Genomic DNA, 20,264 nt, shown 5'->3' with positions numbered 1-20,264 from the left:
TCGATTAGGCAGCCTACCAGCTCAATTCGTCCGGCCGTTTCTTTACCTGATTGGCGTATACCTCGACGATCTCGCCGCTGCGCAGGCGGATGACCCGGTCGGCCATGTCCGCGATCGCGGCATTATGGGTGATGACCGCGGTCGTGGTGCCCAGCGTGCTGTTGACCTTCTCGATCACTTCCAGCACCCGTTTGCCGGTCGCGTAGTCCAGGGCGCCCGTAGGCTCATCGCACAGAAGCACTTCCGGGCGTTTCGCAATGGCCCGGGCGATGGCTACGCGTTGCTGCTCTCCGCCCGACATCTGGGCCGGGAAATGGTGCATGCGCGGTTCGAGTTCCACCAGGCGAAGGGCTTCCTCCGCCGGCATGGGTCCGTCGGCGATTTCGGTGACCAGTTCCACGTTCTCCAGCGCCGTGAGACTGGGGATCAGGTTGTAAAACTGGAAGACGAAACCCACGGACTTCCGACGGAAATTCGTCCGCTCACGTTCATCCGCCGCGGTCAATTCCCGTTCGCGATAGTAGACCTGGCCGTCCGTGGGCACATCGAGCCCGCCCAGGATGTTGAGCAGCGTCGACTTGCCGCTTCCCGACGCTCCCAGGAAAACGGCCAGCTCGCCGGCGTACAGGTCCAGGTCGACGCCCCGGAGGGCCGATACGTCCACCTCGCCCATTCGGTAGACCTTGGAAATGCGCCGGGCCCTGAACACCGGGCTTGCCTGGTCGACGGTCATGCAGATTCTCCTTGTCCCCTGTCCTGGCTTTGCCTGTCTGGCAACGCGTCTCAACTCCGGTTACGCGCGTCAATAATGTAAACGCACTACCGGTCCCAAGGAAACCGGGCCGTCGGCTGGTTGACGTAGCGTCGCAGGCTCAGCGTCAGGCGCGCGCCGCATCCGGGCGCGAGGCGTACGGCGAAATCGGTATCGTCTACGGTTACCCTTCGACCGTCGCACTCGACCGTGCTCACCCGGTGCTCCCCGTAGGCGCCGCCCTGGACGGTCACGGTGCGTGCGTCGACCGGGTTGACGTTTACCAGGTGCACGTCGAGCCCATCGGCGTCTATCCGATCGACCAGGGTGGCCACGTCATCCGGGACGCCGGGCCGTCCGCGTTCCGGGTCGAAGTACCAGAGCCGGCAGTGCAGCGGCCGGGCGTAGGCGGGTCGGGGTCCCCCGGTCATGAGATTCACGAGGGTCTCGATCCGCGCCGGGTTGAAGGGATTGGGATTGTCCGACAGGCGGGTATCCGGCGTCGACGTATCGTTGCGGATCTTCTCCACCTGGCCCCGCAGATCCTCGAAGTCCTGCTTCAACGCTTCCACGGGAAAGCCGGGGTTCGACCCGTCCAGGTAATTCAGCCAGGGTTGGTCGCTGGCAAGCGCGCGGTCGTCCGGGTTCATGGACCAGTCGTACACCTCGACCGCACCCCGGTCATAGCGTTCGGGCGCGTAATCGTACCACCCGTCGTCACCGTGCATGTGGGGATACATGGTGACGCCGTCCACGGTCTTCTTGTTGGCGTTGACCGATTCGAGGACGGTTCTCCAGACGTCCACGTATTTCCGGTCGCCGGTGAGCAGCAGGGCGTTGCCGAACCCGTCCACCGCGTGGGCGACGGCGTTCAGGGTGAAGTTGTCCAGCCGGCCGTGGCGATGGGCGAACACCTTGTGATTCCATCCGTAGACGCCGCCCCACCACCGGCCTTCGCAGGCGCCGCCGATGACGCCGTCCAGACCCACGTTTGAGGGAATCACGCCCCCGTTGGCATAGGTGCGTTCCACCCACGCGTCCGCGTATTCGAGGATCCAGTCCCGGTACTTCGTTTCGCCGGTGAGCGCATAGGCGTTGAAGGCCAGCCCCGTGCTCGTCAGGTTCAGCGGATGGTCGCCCGCCACGTCATTGTAGGTTTCGAACCGCTCGCACATCTCCGCGTAATCGCGCTGGCCGTGAAGCAGGTCGTACCGGCCGTCCTCCAGCGGGTCGCCGACCCAGTCCAGGGCCGTGGTCTTCCGCAGCATCGGCCCCCGGCTGCCGTTGAACATGCTCCGGATCAACCGGCGTTCCGGGTCGTAGTTCTTCGCCTGGGGATCCTCGTCCATGTAGAAACCGGCGAACCTCCTCGTCCGGCGGATATGGTTTTCGTCGTCCGGATCGCAGTTGCCCAGCAGGTTGAACACCACCAGGCCCTCGGCGTGATGGGCCCAGTCGCTGTGCACCGGGAATTCCTTGTAATACATGCCGTCCCGGGCAAAGGGCACGTCGACGGTCTTGGCCTCGGTGTACTGGCGGATATGGCCGTCCTGCGCCGTCTTGCACATTTCCAGAATGCGGTCACCCCCGCCGAGCAGGTAGACGACGGGCCAGTTCGCCAGGTTTTCGATGGCATCGTCCGGGCCGTCGAGGGCGCCCCAGCGGGGCACGCATTCCAGGTAGCCTTGCTCGTCGAAGTACTTTTCGTAGAACAGTTCGAGCGCCTGGGACATGGAGCGGATGAGCGCGCGCTCCAGCAAGGCCCACTGCGGCGGGACCATGGGGGTGTCGATGTTGATCCTGGTGCGTGAAGACATGAATGGAAACCTGGGCTTTCCTTTTAAGAATGAATACTTTGGGATGGACTGTTGTAGAAGTAGTGAATATAACCAGTTTCGCAGTTCACTTCCGGACCTGGATCCGGAACCAGACCTGCCGGTACGATCGGCAGGCTATTTTATTGAACGGACTGTATTTACGTTCCCGTACTGTTTAGTTGATCGACAGGAAGATATGGCTTCAGACCGCCATCGTCAAGCGGATCATGGACCGCTTCGGAAGCGCTTGGGCACCACCATGCGCACCGCGTTTGCCGTCGTCGTGCATCCCCGTCCGTGTACCGGTAGTAATGTCGTCACCCCGGAAATCTCAGGTCCAGTCTGCTTGAAAGGAATGGCCGTATGACCAGTCGCGTCGTTCTGATGATGACCGCGTTGTTCCTTCTCCTCACGCATCCGGGCGTATCCGCGGCCCAGTCGCCGACGGTCGACCGATCCAACCTGGTCCTCGAACTGCTGTTCGACGGCGACGCTCGGGATACGAGCGGAAACGAGCATCACGGCGAGTTGTTCGGTCCGGTCTCCACCGAAGACCGGTTCGGGCAGCCGAATGCGGCCTTTGCCTTCGACGGAAAGAATGACCATATCCGCGTCGCGCCTCCTCCGGCTCTTTCCAGCGAGGCCTTCACCCTGTCGGTCTGGGTAAAATACGACGACGACGCATTCTCCCGGTACTGGACCAACGGTGTCATCACGCAGGACAGCGGCGGCTCCAGCGAACGACGCGTCTTCCAACTCAGCGCATTCGGTCCATTGCCCACCTGGCACATCATGGGCCGGGGCCGCGATCCCCTGATTACCCGTCCTGTCGGGACCTCCGTCTGGCGGCACCTGGCCGTTACCCACGACGGCGAGGAACACCGGCTGTACATGGACGGTGAACTTCATGATCAGGCCGAAGCGCCTTTCCCGCCGCACCCGCAGGAACCTGTCTACGTCGGACGCAAGGGTTCGGGTGAACCGGATTTCTACTTCAAGGGCGTGATCGACGACGTCCGTATCTACACGGAAACGCTCTCACCGGAGGCCATACTGGCCCTGACCCGGGAGAACGGATGGCAGCCTCCGGCCCTGCCGGGCATCGAAGTGCCGGATCCGCCGAAGTCATCGGTTGCAGACGCTCTCGTGGCCCACTGGCCCATGGAGACGGCCGAAATGCACGACGTGTCGGCCAGTGGACTGAAGACTATCGTGATGGGACAGCCTGAGCACATAGAAGGTAGAAGGGGAGGGGCGCTTCGATTTGACGGCAACGAGGACTGGGCGGTGGTCAAAAACCCGTCGCTCGACCTTCTCCACTACCTGACCATTACGTGCTGGATACGGGGATTCGATACCGATAGCGAGTACAGCCAGGTACTCTGGTACGGTGACGGCGCCTGGGGACAGGACCCCTATTCCATGTCGATACAGGAGGGGAAGGTCGGATTCCGCGTGGACGACGTGGCGACCCAGTGGGAAGTGATGACCGAATCGGCGCCCGCACCCGATGCCTGGACATTCGTGGCCGCGACGTTGAATACCCGGCCTGACGGACTCATGGATCAGAAAATCTACGTCAATGGGGTACTTTCCGTGGAACAGATAACGCCGAATCCCTACCGGTACATCGAACTGGGCCGCATGTGGCTGACCTTCGCTACCTTCGGGAGCGGATGGAACCTGTCGCGCCTGGACCTGGACGACGTCAGACTGTATAACCGCCCGCTGAGCCACCGGGAGATCGAAACCATTTTCGAAGAGGCACAGGAGTAACCGCATGAATCGCAACGAAGGTCCTGCAGACGAAGCGTCGATCGGCCGGATGGAATCGGACGGCACTGCGATGGGCGACACGGGAAGCCGGCGACGGTTTCTCAAGGGCGGTCTCGCGGCGGCGGCCGGTGTGGCGGCGACCTCGATGTGGGATGCGACGGCGTTCGCGCAGGAAAGCGAAGCGTCTCCCTCCGGTCCGCCCGCCACGATCGACGACGAAGCCTACTGGGAGAAGGTCCGCGCGCAGTTTCACCTGAATCCCGATACCATCTATCTGAACAACGGGACCCTTGGGCTGTGTCCGAAACCGGTCACGCAGGCGGTCTACGACGGGTACGTGTATCTCGCGGAAGCCGGCAGTGAGGGAAGGTCCCGACTGTGGGACGAAGTGGAGGCAAGCCGGAAGACGGCCGCCCGGTTTCTGGGAGCGGACGAGCGTGAAATGGTGCTGACCCGGAACGCTACGCAAGGACTGAGCGTCATCGCGAACGGGATTCGGATGGAACCGGGGGACGAAGTGCTCATGACTTCGGATGAGCACATCGCAGGCATCCAGCCGTGGACGCGCCGTGCCCGGCGATTCGGCATTCAGGTCAACCAGGTTCAGATCCCCAGTCCTCCGAAGAGCAAACAGGAAGTGGTGGATCTGTTCGAACAGGCGCTGACCCCGAGGACGAGAGTGGTTTTCTTCTGCCACGTCACCCGCGGCCCCGGCCTGCTCTACCCCGTCAAAGAACTGTGCGACATGGCCCGCGAGAAGGATATCGTGTCGGCGGTAGACGGCGCCCAGGCACCCGGAATGACCCCCGTCAACCTGCATGAGATGGGGTGCGATCTCTTCGCCACGAGCCTCCACAAGTGGGCGCTGACCCCCTCCGGCACCGGTTGTCTGTACGTTCGGGAGGGATTTCAGGAGACCTTCTGGCCCACGTCCGACGGCAACGGCCCGTGGGACGACCGGGAACAGCAACTCTGGCGCATTGGCCCCCACGGCACGTACGAGAGACCCATCCGGGCCGCGATAAAAACCGCGTTGGATTTTCTCGATTCCATTGGTATGGACGCGATTTACGCCCGCGACCGCATGTTGTCCGACTATCTGAAGGAACAACTAATGGAGATGCCCGGAATCAGCCTGGGGACCTCCACGGATCATGCGCTGTCGAGTCCGGGCATCACTTCCTTCGGCGTCGAGGGATGGGACACCTCGCTTCTTCGAGGCATCCTCCGAGGAAAGGCCGGCATCGTCGTGAGCCGGGACCAGAGACGCTCCCACGACATGATACGGGTTTCCACCCACTTCTACAACACGCCGGCGGAGATCGATCGACTGATCGAAGTGATGAAGGAAATACTGTAGCCGTCGGCTGGGGCTGACGCCGGTCGGTGCTGCCGCGGTGGTGCTGCCGGCCGGTTTTGCTGCCGGCCGGGACCTCGTTGGATCAATTCACTCGTCGACGCAGCTAGTCCCCGTCGTTGAAGTGCTCCGCGCCACGTCCCCTTAGGAAATCCATCGAGCGGTTTAAGTCCGGAATCCCGGTTCGTCCCCCGAGCCGGGTGCAGCTCAAGGCGGCGACGGCCGATGAGAATACCGCCGTCTTCTCTAGACTCCATTCCTGCAGCAGGCCGAAAGTGTATGCGCCGTGGTATACGTCGCCCGCGCCGGTCGTATCGACGACCTCCACGGGGAACGCCGGCGTGTGGAATAACCGGCCGCCTGACAGCGTGTAACTTCCTTCTTCTCCATGAGTTACGACCGTTACGGACGATCCGTAACAGGCCAGGGACTTCGCGGCCTCTACCGGATCGGCCCTGCCGGTCAGCGCTTCTGCGAACACCCGTGAAGCAATCAGGTAATCCGTAGACCGAAGCAGATCCTCGATATCCTGCGGGCGGGAGAGGCTGTCCGCGTCCAGCACCACGGGCACGCCGGCATTGCGTGCGATTTCCGCGGCGGCCAGTGCGGCCTGACGTCCCGTGGTGTCGAGATGAAGGTACCTGGCGGCGGTGATCATTCCGGTGGGTATTTCAGAAGGGGACATTTCAACAGTCGTCCCGCCGGCCATAATGGTTCGCTGCCCGGTCGATTCATCGACGAGAATCATGCTGACGGGGGTCGTTGCACCGGCCTCCACGACCAAATGGGCCGAGTCGACCCTGTACTCGTCGAATTCCTGCTTTACGGCGCGGCCCGCCATGTCGTTTCCGACTTTGCCCACGAAGGCGGTGGACACCCCCAGCCTGGAAAGCGTGACCAGCGCGGTGGAGACCATCCCGCCGCCTTGCTGGGTTGAGTCGCTCATCCAGACCTGGTCGTCCTGGTCCGGCAGGTGGGGCACGATACCCAGGAAGTCCAGGCAGGCGCATCCCACGCCGACGACGTCATGAGCCATATACTTTTTCCCGTATCTTCTTCTCGCCAATCAACCTGTCTTCAATCAACCTCTGGCCACATGTATACCCGATTCATCCGCTACGACCGGCAGAGGGTCCGAAATGCCGCTCTCCGCGTCCAGGCCCTCGGTACCCAGCAGGAACCAACTACCGTCGTGCTCGATGAACTGACTGGCATAGAAGCGGCCGGGCGGCGCTTCGGGCATGATCTCGCCCGTGCCGTGGATCCGGAACGGACCCAGCGGCGAATCGCCCACCATGGCATAGTCGGTGCTTCTGAAGACATGGCCGGGGAACCGGTCCCTGAAGGAAGGCGACAGCCAGAAGTCGTGGGTACAGAAGACGAGATACAAGCGGCCTTCGATGAAATAAACCTGAGGCACTTCCATTTCCTCGGTCATCCGGTCGTGTTCCGGCGGCGGGAGGCATTCCCAGTGGATCATGTCTGTCGACCGGGCGATGCCGACACTGCCCCGTTCGGCCACGTCCCCGTCGGTGCGCCGCGCGCAGACATACTGGAGGACACTGTCGCCCGTGTCCAGGAGGAAGGGGTCCCGCCAGTGGGTGAGCTGGCGCTGGCCGCTCGATTCGATCTCGTAGTACGCGGGGTTGGCCACCGAGGTGGGGTTTTCGGGGAGTTTGCGCCAGGTATCCAGGTCATCGGAAACGGCCATGCCCACGCGCTGGACAAAGGCGGTCTCGTGCTTGTGGCCGGTATAGGCCATCCAGTACTGCCCGTCGTGCCGGATGACGCTGCCGGTCGCCAGGGACTTGCCGTCCCACGCGTCCGGTGGACCCGGTTCGAGGGCAGTACCCTCGTATTGCCAGTGCTTCAAGTCATCGGAAACGCAGTGGTCGATTCTCCAGCCGGCTTTTCGATCCAGGGGCATGGCGAGAAACCAGGCATGGACAGTTGCGCCGTCGGCAAAATACCATGCATCGCCGATGCGGTGGCCCTCGAGTCTGTACACGTCAGGTACTCCGTGGCATGGATTATCCGGCCCTGGATCGCGATGGAGCGAGGAAGTGCGAGCAAATTAACCCAACGGACGCAGGCGTCAAGCCCAATTCAATTGACAGGTTCCGCAGGCAACCCTACCATTTCACGACGATCAGGGCTGGATGCTGCAATATCCATCCTCCATACCGACCAGAATGAGGCCGGACCACGAAATGCCACCCGAATCCACAAGGAATTAGGTCCATGTCACTGACCGCAGACGTGCGGGCCATGCTGCCCGACCTGGATGGATACGCGTATTTCCAGACCAGCGGGTTTTCTCCCAAACTGAACCCCGTCGTCGATGAAGTCGTCCACTGGCTGAAGTTCCAAAGCCGGGGCCCCGCACTGCCCTTTGTCGCCGGGCGGATCGAGGAACTGAAGCGGGATATCAGGGGCAAGGTCGCCCGTACCGTCAACGCCACACCGGAAGAGATCGTCATGACGGAGAATACCACGATCGGCATCAACATCGTGGCCAACGGCATCGACTGGAAACCGGGCGACAACGTACTGCTCACCGACCACGAGCATCCGGGCAACCGGCTGACCTGGTACAACCTGACCGGGCGGTACGACGTGGAACTCCGGTTCGCGCCGATGTATAACGACCTCGGCAGAACGCTTGAGGAGATGGACCGGCTGATCGACGGCCGCACGCGGCTCGTCAGCGTCAGCCATGTCTCGAGACGCACGGGTCTGCGCTTGCCGGGCCGGGCGATCTGCGACCTGGCCCACGGGAAAGACACGCCCGTCCTCTTCGACGGCGCGCAGTCCTTCGGGGCCATACCGATCGACGTGCGCGCGCTGGACTGCGACTTCTACAGCTTCTGCGGGCACAAGTACACCATGGCGCCGCAGGGCACCGGGGGCCTGTTCATCCGCCGGGACCGGATCGATTGGCTCAAGCCGAGCTGGATCGGGTCGCACTCGCAGAAGTCCTTCGACCAGGAAGGCCACATGGACCTGCACGATGAAGCCCGGCGTTTCGAGTTCGCCACGCGGAGCGTGCCGGACCAGGCCGGATTCGGCAAGGCCCTGGATATCTGGGAAGGGCTGGGATGGGAAGCGATTTTCGCTGGCATCTCGGCGTACACCGACCGGATGAAGGCCGCCTTGCTCGAGGTCCCGGGACTCGTTCTGGAAACGCCGGCGTCCTACGACGATTCATCGGGAATCGTTACTTTCCACGTGCCGGGCCTGGAGGCGGGACCCCTGTCGGAGAGCCTGCAACAGCAGGAGAAGGTGCTGGTCTCCCCGCTCGAATTCGCGGCGGAAAGCACCCGTGTTTCGACCCACGTGTTCAATTCGGACGAAGACCTGAAGCGGCTGACGACGGGGATCCGGAGGATACAGCGAGAGGGGTCGAACGCCTGAAGAACCCGCCTACCGAAACCAATCGTAGTTGAGCCCCAGCGAACGGTCTTCAAGGGGCAGGTCGACACGCACGCCGCCCCGCGCGGAGGAAAGTTTCAAGGCGATCTCCACTTCCAGTGCCATGGCGACCCTGCGGCCGGAGTTCTTGGGCTCGTCCAGCTTCCCCGCCAGGCAGTCCATCACGTCGTTCAGCGAATACACCCCGCCATAGGGGGGCACGAACTGGGGTCCCGGCCAGGGCACCTCCACCCGGTAGGGCCGGCCTTCCACCTCCATCGCTTCCCATCGCTGCCAGCCCGTGGGGAAGTCGTAAGCCAGGTCGCCTTTGCTACCGTGCAGGCGTACGCCGGGTGCGCCCTTGCGAAAATGCACCACGAGGCCGCTTTCGGTCACCATCATGCCCTGTCCCGTGAATTCGTCGCTGCCCGATTCCCGCCGCGGTTCATCGCCGGTTCCGATTACCCAGGCCGGTACGCTGTCCACGAAATAGGACCAGTTCTGGTGTTGAGCGAAGGGTCCCGGCGCTTCGATCGACAGCACCTCCCCGATATCGCCAGCGCGTACCAGGGCGCCGGCACGGGCGAAGGATGGATGGGTGGTGGCGATCGCCCCGCAACTCAACGGCACGCCCGCTTCCGCGCAGGTGCGCACCATCCGGTCCGCTTCCTCAAGGGTATGGGCCATGGGCTTCTCGGTGAAGATACCTTTCGCTCCGTGATGTACGGCGAGACAGGTGAGATCAGCGCGATGTTTAGTGTTCGTCGCGACGGATACGATATCCGGCCGTTCGATGGCCAGCATGTCCCCGGCGTCGTCATAGAGGGACACGACGCCGTACCGTTTCCGGAAGGCGCGAAGCCGCTTCACATCCCTGTCCGCTGCGGCGATCAGGTCGATCTCCGGCCGGTCCCAGAGGGCTTCCGCGTAGGATGACGGCAGACCCTCCGTACCCGGGTTTTCGTGGTAAAGGAAACGCCGATGGATATCCAGTTCCGGCGTGGGGCGATCGATATCATCCACGTCCCACACGCCGGTCCTTTCCGCGAGATCGTAAAGCATTCCCATCCAGCCCAATCCGATGAGTCCTGCGCGGTACTTTGCCACGTTGTTTCCCCTCTCGACTGAATGAAGACTACGCGCGGTGAGCGGTTTTTCTGACCTACCGGTTACCTACACGTTAATCCTGATCACTCCAGGGCAGCGGTACGTCCAGCCGCTCGCTCATTTCCCGTACGGTGCGCTGTTCGATCTCGCCGAACCGGATGCCCTGCTCCCGGTGGAGTGCCATACGTTCTTCTTCAATCGCGCCGGGCAGCAAGGCCTCGTCATATCCCGGCATGGGCTCGTAGGTCTCTCTCACATCCTTTACGAAACGATCCACTTCCTTCTTGAAATCCCCCGCGGGAATCACCGTTTCGATGTGAATGGCCAGAACCATGCCGCCGTGACTTGCGCCGGGCCACCGCGCCTGCACTTCGTCAGCCTCCGGCAACGCGGCGCCGGCCAGCGCGCATCCCAGGACCGTGGCGACCGCCCCGTAACCGATGCTCTTGAAGAAGGCGGCCGGTATGCGGGACAGGAGATCGTCGAATTCGGGCGAATGCTGGTAATCGGCCAGGATGCGCGTGGCTACGTCCTGCACGATAGGCGGTTCGTCGCCCGCCGGCATGCCGAAGCAGAGCGGCGGATTGCCGAAGTAACCGATCTGCGGTTTCGGATCCTGGCCGCGGGCATCCCCCATGTTGCGGTAACCCTGGACCGAGAATCCGATGCAGCCCGACTCCATGCACATGCGGGTGTAGTGGCCCGCCGAGCCGTAATGGCCGATGTGTCGAGCCAGTCCCATGCCCATGCCCGTTTCGCGGGCCCTGGCGATCGCTCCTTCGGTCGCCTCCACCATGGGCCAGTACCCGAGCGTGCCGTCGCCGTCCACTGTAACCGTAGTCGGCGATTCGCCGATGACCCGCACACTGGGCCGTGGATTGTGATGCCCCTCGGCGAATGACCGCGTATAGCCGGATGCCGCGCGGACCCCATGACTGCGCACGCCTCTGAGATCGGAGTTTACCAGCAGCCGGCTGATGATCGAAGCATGATGGCCGGACAGGCCAACCTTCTCGAAACAGGCCGTCGTGAAGGCCAGCAGGGATTTTTCATCGACATGGATGTATGCTTCCGGCGGACGATTCATCAATGGTTCCTTTGACAAACATTGGTGGATCTTACGTGCGTGGTTGACGAGATAAATGGACGTACAGGTCCGGATCAGACCACCATGGGCGTCTGGAGCACGGTCAGTCCCATGTCGATATACTTCTGCCGGTCCGATGGGTCCAGGAGGGCCAGGCTGACGGCGACGGACGTTCCCTCCATTTCCCGGGCGACGTGCTGAACACAGTCGTCGACGGTCCGGAATGGGGGGTTTCGGTATCGCTCGATGTCGTACAGGAGATCGTTGGGCCCGAAGGTGAGGACGTCTACGCCCTCCAGCGCAAGTTTCCGGCAATTGATGATTGCATCGACCGATTCGAGCTGCAGCCACAGGACGCCCGTGTCGTTCCACCAGGCCGCATACTCGAGGCGGTCGCCACGACCGGTAATGCCGTGCCGCGCACTACCTCCCCAGCTTCTACCACCGAACTGCGGATAGTAGAAGAAATGGACCGCCTCGCGCACCGTGGCTTCCTCCCTGACTTCGGGAACGAGGATACCCGCGGGACCCAGGTCCAGGTAGTTCCCGATCAGGTAGGTATGCCGGGTATGCTTGATGCGCAGGATCACCCGCACGCCCAACGCCTCGGCGGAGGCGCAGAAGGACACGATCCGGTCCTCGCTCTGGGGGCTGTGCTGGCAGTCCACGTTGAAGAAATCGATCTTGCCCTGTTGAAGATACCGTTCCAGGTCTTCCCGGCTGGAATCCATGGATACCCCCAGGCCGGTCACGATTTCGCCGCTGCGGATGCGGTGTTTCAACGAGATGGGCTGGACCATGACGGAATGCTCCCTCCTTTTCTCTACCTTTTCGTCAGTACTTGAAGTTGTACTGGTGTATCTACACGAATTACGGCCGAGGGATGACACCTCAAGGTTCGTTCGAGGTAGCGCCGATCCGCAACAGGTATGTGCGCCTTGTCCCACCACCGGGCCCTGCACCGGTCGAACAGTTCCAGGCTGTCGAAGTAGTGCCGGAAAACGAAATCTGTGTGAAAAACCGCGTCCAGGCTGCCGTCCCGGACCGCTTCCGCCATCACCCGGTCTGCGAAATGGAAGTCGACGTAGTCCCGGGCCAGCGTGGCCACCAGGTTCACCTCATGGGCGACCTGGCAATACACCTGCTGCCTCGCGTGCCGGCGATTGCCCAGGCTTGCCGGGAAATACGGACGGATGTCGACCACCCGGCCACCGGGCTTCAGTACGCGTATGGCTTCGTGAAGGGCATGCCCCATGCCCTCTTGTTGCACTCATCACAAAGACCATGAGTACAGGGCCAGGTCGAAACTCCGGTCTTGGAAGGGCAGACTGGACGCATCGGCCACGGCGAAGCGCGCGATGCCATCCAACCGCTTCCGGGCATGGGCGCGCCCGACGTCTTCCCCGGCCAGGTCGACCCCGACGATCGATTCGATCCATCCCCTGATCCGGTTCGACAACCGGCCGTCGCCGCAACCGATGTCGAGGACGCGCGCACCGGAAAAGGGCACGTGCCGCCTGAGCATCCGCGTTTCCCGCCGTTCCGGATCTACTCGAACACCTTTCATGCCTCACTCCCGCTTTTCATGCCACGCTCCCGCCTCTACTGGTAACAGACCGGACCGGCAACCAGTCCTTGTCGGATATCGGACCAGTCCGGACATCAGGCCAGTCCGGCCGCCTCTTCGATCTCGACCCAGCCGCCGGTTTCCTTCGACTGCTCTATGGCCAGTCCCGTGAGATAGAGCTGCGCGGCCATCCTGGCGTCGGTGCGGTTCGGCGTGCCCTTTTCCACGGCGTCCAGGAAATCGGCGACGCTCTCCGCCTCGCCTGGCCAGCCGCCCACCACCGGCATCGCGGGCTCCACGTGGATCGTTTCGCCCTCGAGATTGGACATGCTGCGTAGCTGTATCGTATTGCGAAAATAGTCGACGGCCAGGTCGCCTTCGTCGCCGGTCACCTCGATCGTGGTCTCCAGCGTATCGACCGAGTCGATGTTCAGGTGGATCGTGCCCCAGAGGCCGCCGTAGTCGAAATGGACCAGGCTGTGGAACTGTCGCCGGCCCGGCTGCCCGTGGCCGTCCATGACGAGCACCTTGTCCGGCGAACGGCCGATGATGCTGTTCAGCCCGTCCACGTACCAGGGGCCCAGGTGGTGGGCGAGGCACAGGTCCGGGCCGCCGAATTGCGCCCAGTTGCTTCGCAGTTTCAGGTGGACGGTCTGCGGCGCGCCGACCGCGCCCTGCCGCAACAGTTCCGCGGCGCGGTGTATGACCGAAGCGTAGCCGATTTCGAGATCGCCGTGGGTGACCTGGCCGGCCGTGACCAGCCGCTTCAGCATCTTGCGTATGCCGCCGGGATGGTCGGCGAGCGGTGGTTCGTAGTAGGCGGCGACCCCCGCGTCGAGGACGGCTTCCATGGCCGCCTCGTGGATGGCGTCGGGTATAGCCATCATGACGGCATCGAGTTCCGGGCCGGCCAGCAACGCCTCGAAGCCGCCATAGACCTGCACATCCGGGCCCAGTTCCTCGCGGATGCGTTCCCGAGACGCCTGGCTGAACGCCGCGGCAGACACGATCCGGACACGGTCATGCTGCCGGAGCGCGGGCACGAAGGCCAACCGGGTCCAACCCCCGTATCCGATCAGGCCGACGCGAATGTCTGTCATTAATGCGTCCTTCGCAGGACTACATATCGTTTCACTACGGACTAGTATCGAAGTATATTAGGACAATGAAAACAGCCACGGATCGGTATGGCAAGCACTAAGTATTCCGGAGACTCCGGCTTGAGATACCTTTACCTGCTCTTCCTCCTGCTGCTAGCGCTGGCGTCAGGCCATTCAATAGCCCAGGTGAACATCGAAGCGCTGCGCCGGGATGCGGGTTCCACGGGTTTCTCGGGCGCTCTGGCCCTGAACCTGGAGATGCATACGGGGAATACGGATCTGAAGGAAATCGGACTGGAAGGACGGCTGGACTTCGATCACCCCAGGGTGAATACGTTCATGCTGGCCCGCAACGACTTCGGATGGGAACAGGGCGAGCGTTTCGCTGATGAAGGACTGATCCACCTCCGCCAGTACTACCCCCTGCATGGGCGGTTCGGTATCGAGGCGTTCACCCAGTACAACTATGATACGACCTATCGGCTCGATGCCCGCGCACTGGCCGGCGGCGGACTTCGATTCCACCTGGTCGAGTCCGAGGCTTTCCAGCTGTGGGAAGGTGCTTCCGCCTTCGTGGAACACGAGCGGCTGAGCGAACTGATGCCAGCGGATGACCACCCTGACAACGCTACCGTCGTCCGCTGGAGCCACTATCTGTCATCTAGAATCGCTGTAAATGACCGCGTCGTGTCCACGTGCACGGTGTATTTCCAACCGCTGTGGAACAAGATCGGCGACACCCGCGTCCTCGGCGAACTCAACCTGGAGATCGATCTGGCCGGACCGCTCGTGCTGGCCCTGAATTTCGTCACGCGCTACGACAGCCGACCGCCGGAAGGCGTCAGCAAGCTGGATACGGTGCTGGAGAACGGACTGGCCGTGACTTTTTAGTGTGACAAATAGCGAAAGTGAGCCATTATGATTAAACCAGAACGCACGGCCCAGGAAGAGGAGATCACGTAAATGGAGTTCAACGAACAGGTTAAGCAAGATTTTGACCGAGACGGCTTCGTGCTGCTCAAGGGGTATCTGTCTTCAGCGGAGGCTGCCGAGATCAACAGTAACATCGACCGGTTCATCGAAGAGGTGCTTCCGGGAGCGCCCGATACGACGGCCTTCTACGAAGACAAAGCGGATCCGGCGTCCATCAAGCGGCTACAGAACATGGCGGAACTGGATCCGTACTTTGACGGGCTGTTCGGGTCCTACAGTTTTGCGGAACTGGCGGGATTCCTGCTCGCGGACGACGTGCTTCCCAAGAATCCGCAGTGGTTCAACAAGCCGGCCAGGGTGGGCGACGTCACCCCGCCCCACCAGGACGGCTTCTACTTCATGCTGGAACCCAACGAAGCCGTGACCCTTTGGATCGCCCTGGATGAAATCGACGAGGAAAACGGATGCATGCGTTACGTGCAGGGATCTCACCGGCGGGGCATGCGTCCCCACCGGACGTCCAACATACTCGGGTTTTCGCAGGGAATACCCGATTTCTCCGACGAGGACCGGGAACGGGAAGTGGCCATGCGCGCGAGCCCGGGCGACGTCTTCGCCCATCACAGCATGATCATTCACCGGGCGGACGCGAACCGGTCCGACCGCCGCCGCGCCGCCCTTGGGCTGGTGTATTTCGCGGCCAGGGCCAGGAAGGACGAAGAAAAGGCCGAACGCTATCGCCAGGAACTCTTCGCCCGGTGGGAAAAGGAAGGCAAACTCTAGCGGGGCACGCGCTACTCCTTGCTTTCCCCGTCGCGGTCTTCGGCAAGCTGCACGCCCCACAGGTGCATGGTGTTGACCGGCTTGCCCTGTAGTTTCAGGTAGTAGAACAACTGCCCCTTGTGCTGAACCAGATGCTGCACCATCTCAAGCATGCGATGGCCAAGCACGGGAGTGGAAGGGTCCCACGGCGCGGGGGCGGGTTCATTCTGCATCCGTTCCTCGCCGGCAAGCTCGAGCATTTCGAAGGCCAGGTTCCGGTCCGCCGCGAGCTTTTCCTTTGCTTCCGCCACCGAGGCGACCGTGGGCATCGCTTCGGCCGGGGGTAACGAATCCCCAGATCCCATGTCGTCCACGCTGACGCCTTCGGGCAAACCGAAGTCGCCCGTTACGAATCCCTTTATCGCCATACCGCAAGCTTCACCCACGTGAAAAAGCAACTGGCCCGTCGTCATCCAGTTGTCGCCCGACGATGGTTTCCAGTCGAGATCCTTGTCCTCGACGAGGTCTATCAATCCGTCTGCCGCATGGTAAGTGTAATTCAATTCATGGGTCAGTATGTCGGTCCAGTTCATGTTTACTCCCTTCAGGGCGTGGTCTCCCAGGCGCCTTCATTCAGTTCCACGAGCGCAATGAAATTTCCGCAGGAATCGTCGAAAATGGCCTGGATGCCGAAGTCCTGTTTCGTCGGGTCCACGCTGAACCGGACACCCAGCTTCTTCAACCGTTCGTACTCGGAAGCGATATCGTCCACGGAGAACACGATGGACGGCATCCCGGATTCATAGAGTTCCTTGTGGTAAACCTGGGACCACTCGGTTCCTTTGGGTTCCAACAGGAGGGTTGTGCCGTCGGGTTCCTCGGGAGAAGCTACGATGGCGAGACTGGCCTCGGGCACGAACATGATCTCCTTGAAGCCCAGGATCTTCGTGTAGAACTCGTGCGCTTCGATGGGGTCGTTTACAAAGACGCCCGTCATTTCGATTCGCATTTTCTACCTCCATGGATCCGCATCATTTCTGATGGTTTAATTGCGGGCACCGCAAACCGCGTTTCAAGCGGCCAGTCCACGTAAGACCGATTCACGCACCGGACCGCATTAGTACGTCCGCGATGCGCGTTCTTCGCCCCTCATCGGCATGATCCAGTGCCGTTCTACCCGCACCGTCCGTCGCGTGGATATGGGCCCCCGCTTCGACAAGCAATTCCGTCACTTCGTGGCAGTCGTCGTCCTGCGAAGCGTTCATGATCAGCGGCGTTCTGCCGAAGTAGTCACCTGGCTGCAGGTTGCGCGAATTGACGTCGGCGCCGTGATTGAGCAACACGCGCACCGATTCCGGCTGATGCTCCGAGGCCCAGTGCAGCGGCTTGCCGCCGTACAGGCCGGTTTCGTCCGCTTCCACGTCCGCGCCGGCTGCCAGCAGGACGCTGACCACCTCGATCGTATCATTGTGTGCCGCCCAGTGAAGTGCGGTCTCGAATATCGGCCCCCTTTGAAAAACCGCCAGGGCATCCCGCTTCGTATGCTCCTTCACGATCTCCACCCAGCCGCAGCGTGCCGCCATTACGATCCCGACGCCGAGCCCGTTCGTACCCGCCGCCCGATGCGGGATCTCCTCCAGGAAATAGCGCCTGACTTCCTCCTGCTTTTCCCAGTGCGCCACGATCACCGGCGGATAGTGGTACGGCGTGTAGGGATGTATCTCGGCATCCCGCGCCACGAGCTCCTTCACGATATCCAGCCGCCCGTGACCCGCGGCGCAGTGAAGCGGCTGGCGTTCGTTGATGCCGCGGTCGGGATTGATCACGTCAACCAGCCAGGGATGCGCATCCAGGTTTCGGACTACTTCGTCCAGGTTTCCGGTTCGAATGGTTTCGAAGAAACCAGCCACGTCCACATGTCCGTTCCGACGATGATCTTCAGGCACTATATTCGACCCCGCGTGTTGGATAGGATGTATGTTTCCTGAATCAGGATAATGTACGAATGGCCCCGCCAGGACGCCACAGATTTTGGCTGATTCCGGCTAACAGAACCGATGGGCGAGATGTTGACACATACCGGGCCCATACCTACATTATCATACCATATACCGGGGCTGGGTATTCAAGCGTATTGCGAGCATGGGAAGCCAGGAATCCAGGTGGATTGCGGGCACGGAACAGGAGCGATTATGGGAACGGTCAGGGTGCTGGTGGGCACGCGGAAAGGGGCGTTTATTCTGTCATCGGACGGCGCCCGAAAAGACTGGAGCGTCGACGGTCCGCATTTCGGAGGTTGGGAGGTCTACCACATCAAGGGATCCCCCATCAATCCGGATCGCCTCTATGCGTCCCAGGGCACGGGCTGGTTCGGGCAGCTGGTGCAGAAATCGGACGATGGCGGAAAGAGCTGGGACCCGGTGAGCAACGAATTCACCTACGAGGGAGAGGTGGGCACCCACCTCGATTTCGACGACAACCCGCGCCCATGGGCATTCAAGCGGGTCTGGCACCTCGAGCCATCGCTCTCCGACCCGGAAACGGTGTTCGCGGGCGTCGAGGACGCAGCGCTCTTCCGCTCGACGGACGGGGGCCGGTCCTGGCAGGAACTGGCCGGCCTGAGGAACCACCCTTCGGGTTCGGGCTGGCATCCCGGCGCGGGCGGGCTCTGCCTGCACACCATCCTGCTGGACAAGGGCGATCCGAACCGGATGATTGTCGCCATTTCCGTGGCCGGCGCGTTCCGGACCCTGGACGGCGGTGCGTCCTGGCAGCCGATCAACAAGGGCCTGCATTCCGACTACATGCCCGAACCCGAGGCCGAGGTGGGCCACTGCGTCCATCGACTCGCCATGCATCCATCCCATCCGGACGCGCTGTTCATGCAAAGCCACAGAAACATCATGCGCAGCGACAACGGTGGTGATTCCTGGACGAATGTGAGCGGCAACCTGCCCAGCGACTTCGGCTTTCCGATCGGCGTGCACGCCCACGAACCCGAGACGATCTACGTCGTCCCGATGAAGGGCGACTCCGAGCACTACCCGGATGAGGGCCACCTGCGCGTATACCGGAGCCGGACCGGCGGGAACGAATGGGAACCGTTGTCCTCAGGACTGCCGCAGAAAGACTGCTACGTCAACGTTCTTCGGGACGCCATGGACGTGGATACGCTCGATGAATGCGGGATCTACTTCGGGACTTCGGGTGGCACGGTCTACGTATCCCCCGACGGCGGCGACCACTGGGGCTCCATCGTGGAGAATCTCCCGCCGGTGATGTCCGTCGAAGTCCAGACCCTCCCATGATACGCGTCGTCCTGCCCTATCACCTGCGGAACCTGGCGGGCTGCCGGGACAAGGAAGTCATCCTGCAGATCGCCGGTGGGGTCGTGACCCAGCGCAAGATCCTGGACGCACTGGAAGCGCGCTTTCCTCAACTCGGTGGGACGGTCCGGGATTACGGATCGGGTTGCCGCCGGCCCCTCGTGCGGTTCTTTGGTTGCGGGCGGGACCTTTCCCTCGAATCGCCCGACGCGCCGGTACCGGAAGCCATCGCGCAAGGCGAGGAGCCCTACCGTATCGTCGGTTCGGTGGCCGGCGGGTAGCGGCATCAAGGCGCGCCGAGCTCCATCAATAACGCCAACTCCCGGCTCGTTTCTCTCCAGACCGGACCTGACGCGAACCTCTCCGCGTATCCTCGAGGCGTCAGTTCCAGCACCTCCTTGAAGAAGTGATCTGCACCCTTGTGAATACAGTCCATGACCAGATGGTTGTCGCCCGGGTTCGACTGGATCAAGGCCTTCACAGCCGGGTCGGGTTTCAGGTCCAGCAGGTGTTCGAATACGTGAAAGCCCGTCCCCTGGTTCGTGCCGATGGCATGAAAGAGGGGCGTCTGGCCTCCCACGCCGTTCCGTCCGATGGACACCCGTGCGTCGAGATCGGCCCCGTGTTCCAGCAGCAGGGCTATCGCGTCCAGTTCGTGAAACTCCACGGCCACGTGGAGTAGCGTACTTCCCCGCAGGGTGAGGTGATTGCCGTAGTCGAGGGCATAACGGGACGTAACGAGTTGTTCGTCCACCTCGAGACGGGCCGCCAGGGTATCCAGGTCTCCCCGGTGGATGTCCATGACCGGACCGTCTTCAAAAGCGGCGCCATGGTCGATCAACAGGTTTATACAGGTGTGTAAACGGTCCGGGCTCGACCGGGTATAGGTCTGCAGGAAACCGTACAGCACGTCGCAGTCCCACCCTTCGTTCCGTGCGTCGTTCGGGTCGACGCCGACGGCCAGCAACCGCCGCAGGTGTGCCAGGTCATGGCCCTCGCAACAGCCGAAGAGCGAAGCATCCAGGTCATGGATGTCGGCGCCGGTCTGTAGCAGTCGCGTCGTCATGTCGACCCGCGCCAGCATGTCGGCGAGCATCAGGGGCTTGACCGGCCGCTCCCTGCCTCGGCGATCGATCCAGCTGCCGGGCGTCTCCACCAGTTCGGGTCTGGAGGTGATCACCGTTTCGAAGGCGGCCAGGTCATTGCGTACGATGGCCTCGCCCAGTGCGTGATCTTCGGCCAGGCTTTCGGTTTGTGGCATGATCGATTA

General features: G+C 62.1%; 21 protein-coding genes. 7 read left to right on the top strand and 14 right to left on the bottom strand.

What is annotated here, in order from left to right; genetic code table 11:
* Nucleotides 1-13: 13 nt before the first annotated feature.
* Both F4X08_07490 and F4X08_07485 read right to left on the bottom strand, forming a co-directional pair.
* Entirely contained in the window at nucleotides 14-733 is a 720-nt protein-coding gene (locus F4X08_07490; protein MYD25642.1) for an ABC transporter ATP-binding protein, read from the bottom strand.
* A gap of 86 nt (nucleotides 734-819) precedes the next feature.
* Entirely contained in the window at nucleotides 820-2,568 is a 1,749-nt protein-coding gene (locus F4X08_07485; protein MYD25641.1) for a hypothetical protein, read from the bottom strand.
* Between the two features lie 363 nt (nucleotides 2,569-2,931).
* On the opposite strand from F4X08_07485, the gene F4X08_07480 reads away from it, so the two are divergent.
* Together F4X08_07480 and F4X08_07475 are read left to right on the top strand one after the other, a co-directional pair.
* Nucleotides 2,932-4,344, top strand: coding sequence for a LamG domain-containing protein (locus F4X08_07480; GenBank protein MYD25640.1), 1,413 nt, complete (start codon nucleotides 2,932-2,934; stop codon nucleotides 4,342-4,344).
* Between the two features lie 4 nt (nucleotides 4,345-4,348).
* Complete coding sequence (locus F4X08_07475; protein ID MYD25639.1) at nucleotides 4,349-5,704, top strand: aminotransferase class V-fold PLP-dependent enzyme; 1,356 nt, start codon at nucleotides 4,349-4,351, stop codon at nucleotides 5,702-5,704.
* A gap of 103 nt (nucleotides 5,705-5,807) precedes the next feature.
* Here the strand turns inward: F4X08_07475 and F4X08_07470 are convergent, their stop codons facing one another.
* Both F4X08_07470 and F4X08_07465 read right to left on the bottom strand, forming a co-directional pair.
* Nucleotides 5,808-6,737: a carbohydrate kinase family protein gene (locus tag F4X08_07470; GenBank protein ID MYD25638.1), complete on the bottom strand. Its 930-nt coding sequence runs from the start codon at nucleotides 6,735-6,737 to the stop codon at nucleotides 5,808-5,810.
* Between the two features lie 45 nt (nucleotides 6,738-6,782).
* Nucleotides 6,783-7,709: a family 43 glycosylhydrolase gene (locus F4X08_07465; protein ID MYD25637.1), complete on the bottom strand. Its 927-nt coding sequence runs from the start codon at nucleotides 7,707-7,709 to the stop codon at nucleotides 6,783-6,785.
* Nucleotides 7,710-7,942: 233 nt separating this feature from the next.
* Between F4X08_07465 and F4X08_07460 the strand changes: the two genes are divergently transcribed.
* A complete protein-coding gene (locus F4X08_07460; protein ID MYD25636.1) occupies nucleotides 7,943-9,115 on the top strand; it encodes an aminotransferase class V-fold PLP-dependent enzyme in 1,173 nt (390 codons plus the stop codon).
* A 9-nt stretch (nucleotides 9,116-9,124) separates the two neighbouring features.
* Here the strand turns inward: F4X08_07460 and F4X08_07455 are convergent, their stop codons facing one another.
* The 6 genes from F4X08_07455 to F4X08_07430 form a co-directional block, all read right to left on the bottom strand.
* Nucleotides 9,125-10,219 (bottom strand): Gfo/Idh/MocA family oxidoreductase, encoded by a 1,095-nt coding sequence (locus F4X08_07455; GenBank protein MYD25635.1) that lies wholly within the window; start codon nucleotides 10,217-10,219, stop codon nucleotides 9,125-9,127.
* A 73-nt stretch (nucleotides 10,220-10,292) separates the two neighbouring features.
* Complete coding sequence (locus F4X08_07450; GenBank protein ID MYD25634.1) at nucleotides 10,293-11,306, bottom strand: Ldh family oxidoreductase; 1,014 nt, start codon at nucleotides 11,304-11,306, stop codon at nucleotides 10,293-10,295.
* 74 nt (nucleotides 11,307-11,380) lie between these two features.
* Nucleotides 11,381-12,106, bottom strand: coding sequence for a hypothetical protein (locus F4X08_07445; protein ID MYD25633.1), 726 nt, complete (start codon nucleotides 12,104-12,106; stop codon nucleotides 11,381-11,383).
* Nucleotides 12,107-12,129: 23 nt separating this feature from the next.
* Complete coding sequence (locus tag F4X08_07440) at nucleotides 12,130-12,561, bottom strand: hypothetical protein (protein MYD25632.1); 432 nt, start codon at nucleotides 12,559-12,561, stop codon at nucleotides 12,130-12,132.
* Between the two features lie 18 nt (nucleotides 12,562-12,579).
* The gene (locus tag F4X08_07435) at nucleotides 12,580-12,873 is read right to left on the bottom strand and encodes a class I SAM-dependent methyltransferase (protein ID MYD25631.1); all 294 of its coding nucleotides are present in this window, start codon (nucleotides 12,871-12,873) and stop codon (nucleotides 12,580-12,582) included.
* A 95-nt stretch (nucleotides 12,874-12,968) separates the two neighbouring features.
* Nucleotides 12,969-13,973, bottom strand: a complete 1,005-nt coding sequence (locus F4X08_07430) for a Gfo/Idh/MocA family oxidoreductase (protein MYD25630.1) — start codon at nucleotides 13,971-13,973, stop codon at nucleotides 12,969-12,971.
* Between the two features lie 87 nt (nucleotides 13,974-14,060).
* Here F4X08_07430 and F4X08_07425 point away from each other — a divergent pair, with 87 nt between their 5' ends.
* The gene (locus F4X08_07425; protein MYD25629.1) at nucleotides 14,061-14,864 is read left to right on the top strand and encodes a DUF481 domain-containing protein; all 804 of its coding nucleotides are present in this window, start codon (nucleotides 14,061-14,063) and stop codon (nucleotides 14,862-14,864) included.
* 72 nt (nucleotides 14,865-14,936) lie between these two features.
* Nucleotides 14,937-15,689 carry a phytanoyl-CoA dioxygenase family protein gene (locus tag F4X08_07420; protein ID MYD25628.1) on the top strand — a complete coding sequence of 251 codons (753 nt, stop codon included), beginning with the start codon at nucleotides 14,937-14,939 and terminating at the stop codon, nucleotides 15,687-15,689.
* An 11-nt stretch (nucleotides 15,690-15,700) separates the two neighbouring features.
* Here the strand turns inward: F4X08_07420 and F4X08_07415 are convergent, their stop codons facing one another.
* The 3 genes from F4X08_07415 to F4X08_07405 form a co-directional block, all read right to left on the bottom strand.
* Nucleotides 15,701-16,261 (bottom strand): DinB family protein, encoded by a 561-nt coding sequence (locus tag F4X08_07415; protein ID MYD25627.1) that lies wholly within the window; start codon nucleotides 16,259-16,261, stop codon nucleotides 15,701-15,703.
* Between the two features lie 11 nt (nucleotides 16,262-16,272).
* A complete protein-coding gene (locus tag F4X08_07410; protein ID MYD25626.1) occupies nucleotides 16,273-16,677 on the bottom strand; it encodes a glyoxalase in 405 nt (134 codons plus the stop codon).
* Nucleotides 16,678-16,768: 91 nt separating this feature from the next.
* Complete coding sequence (locus F4X08_07405; protein ID MYD25625.1) at nucleotides 16,769-17,578, bottom strand: hypothetical protein; 810 nt, start codon at nucleotides 17,576-17,578, stop codon at nucleotides 16,769-16,771.
* A 282-nt stretch (nucleotides 17,579-17,860) separates the two neighbouring features.
* Here F4X08_07405 and F4X08_07400 point away from each other — a divergent pair, with 282 nt between their 5' ends.
* Together F4X08_07400 and F4X08_07395 are read left to right on the top strand one after the other, a co-directional pair.
* Complete coding sequence (locus F4X08_07400) at nucleotides 17,861-18,976, top strand: exo-alpha-sialidase (protein ID MYD25624.1); 1,116 nt, start codon at nucleotides 17,861-17,863, stop codon at nucleotides 18,974-18,976.
* Nucleotides 18,973-19,275: a MoaD/ThiS family protein gene (locus tag F4X08_07395; GenBank protein MYD25623.1), complete on the top strand. Its 303-nt coding sequence runs from the start codon at nucleotides 18,973-18,975 to the stop codon at nucleotides 19,273-19,275. Before F4X08_07400 ends, F4X08_07395 begins: the two co-directional genes overlap by 4 nt.
* Nucleotides 19,276-19,280: 5 nt before the next feature.
* Here F4X08_07395 and F4X08_07390 read toward each other — a convergent pair whose 3' ends face one another.
* Nucleotides 19,281-20,255, bottom strand: a complete 975-nt coding sequence (locus F4X08_07390; GenBank protein MYD25622.1) for a hypothetical protein — start codon at nucleotides 20,253-20,255, stop codon at nucleotides 19,281-19,283.
* Nucleotides 20,256-20,264 lie beyond the last annotated feature (9 nt).

It is taken from the genome of Gemmatimonadota bacterium, assembly GCA_009841265.1.
Taxonomy (GTDB): domain Bacteria; phylum JAAXHH01; class JAAXHH01; order JAAXHH01; family JAAXHH01; genus JAAXHH01.
This window is presented reverse-complemented; position numbering and strand designations above follow the sequence as displayed.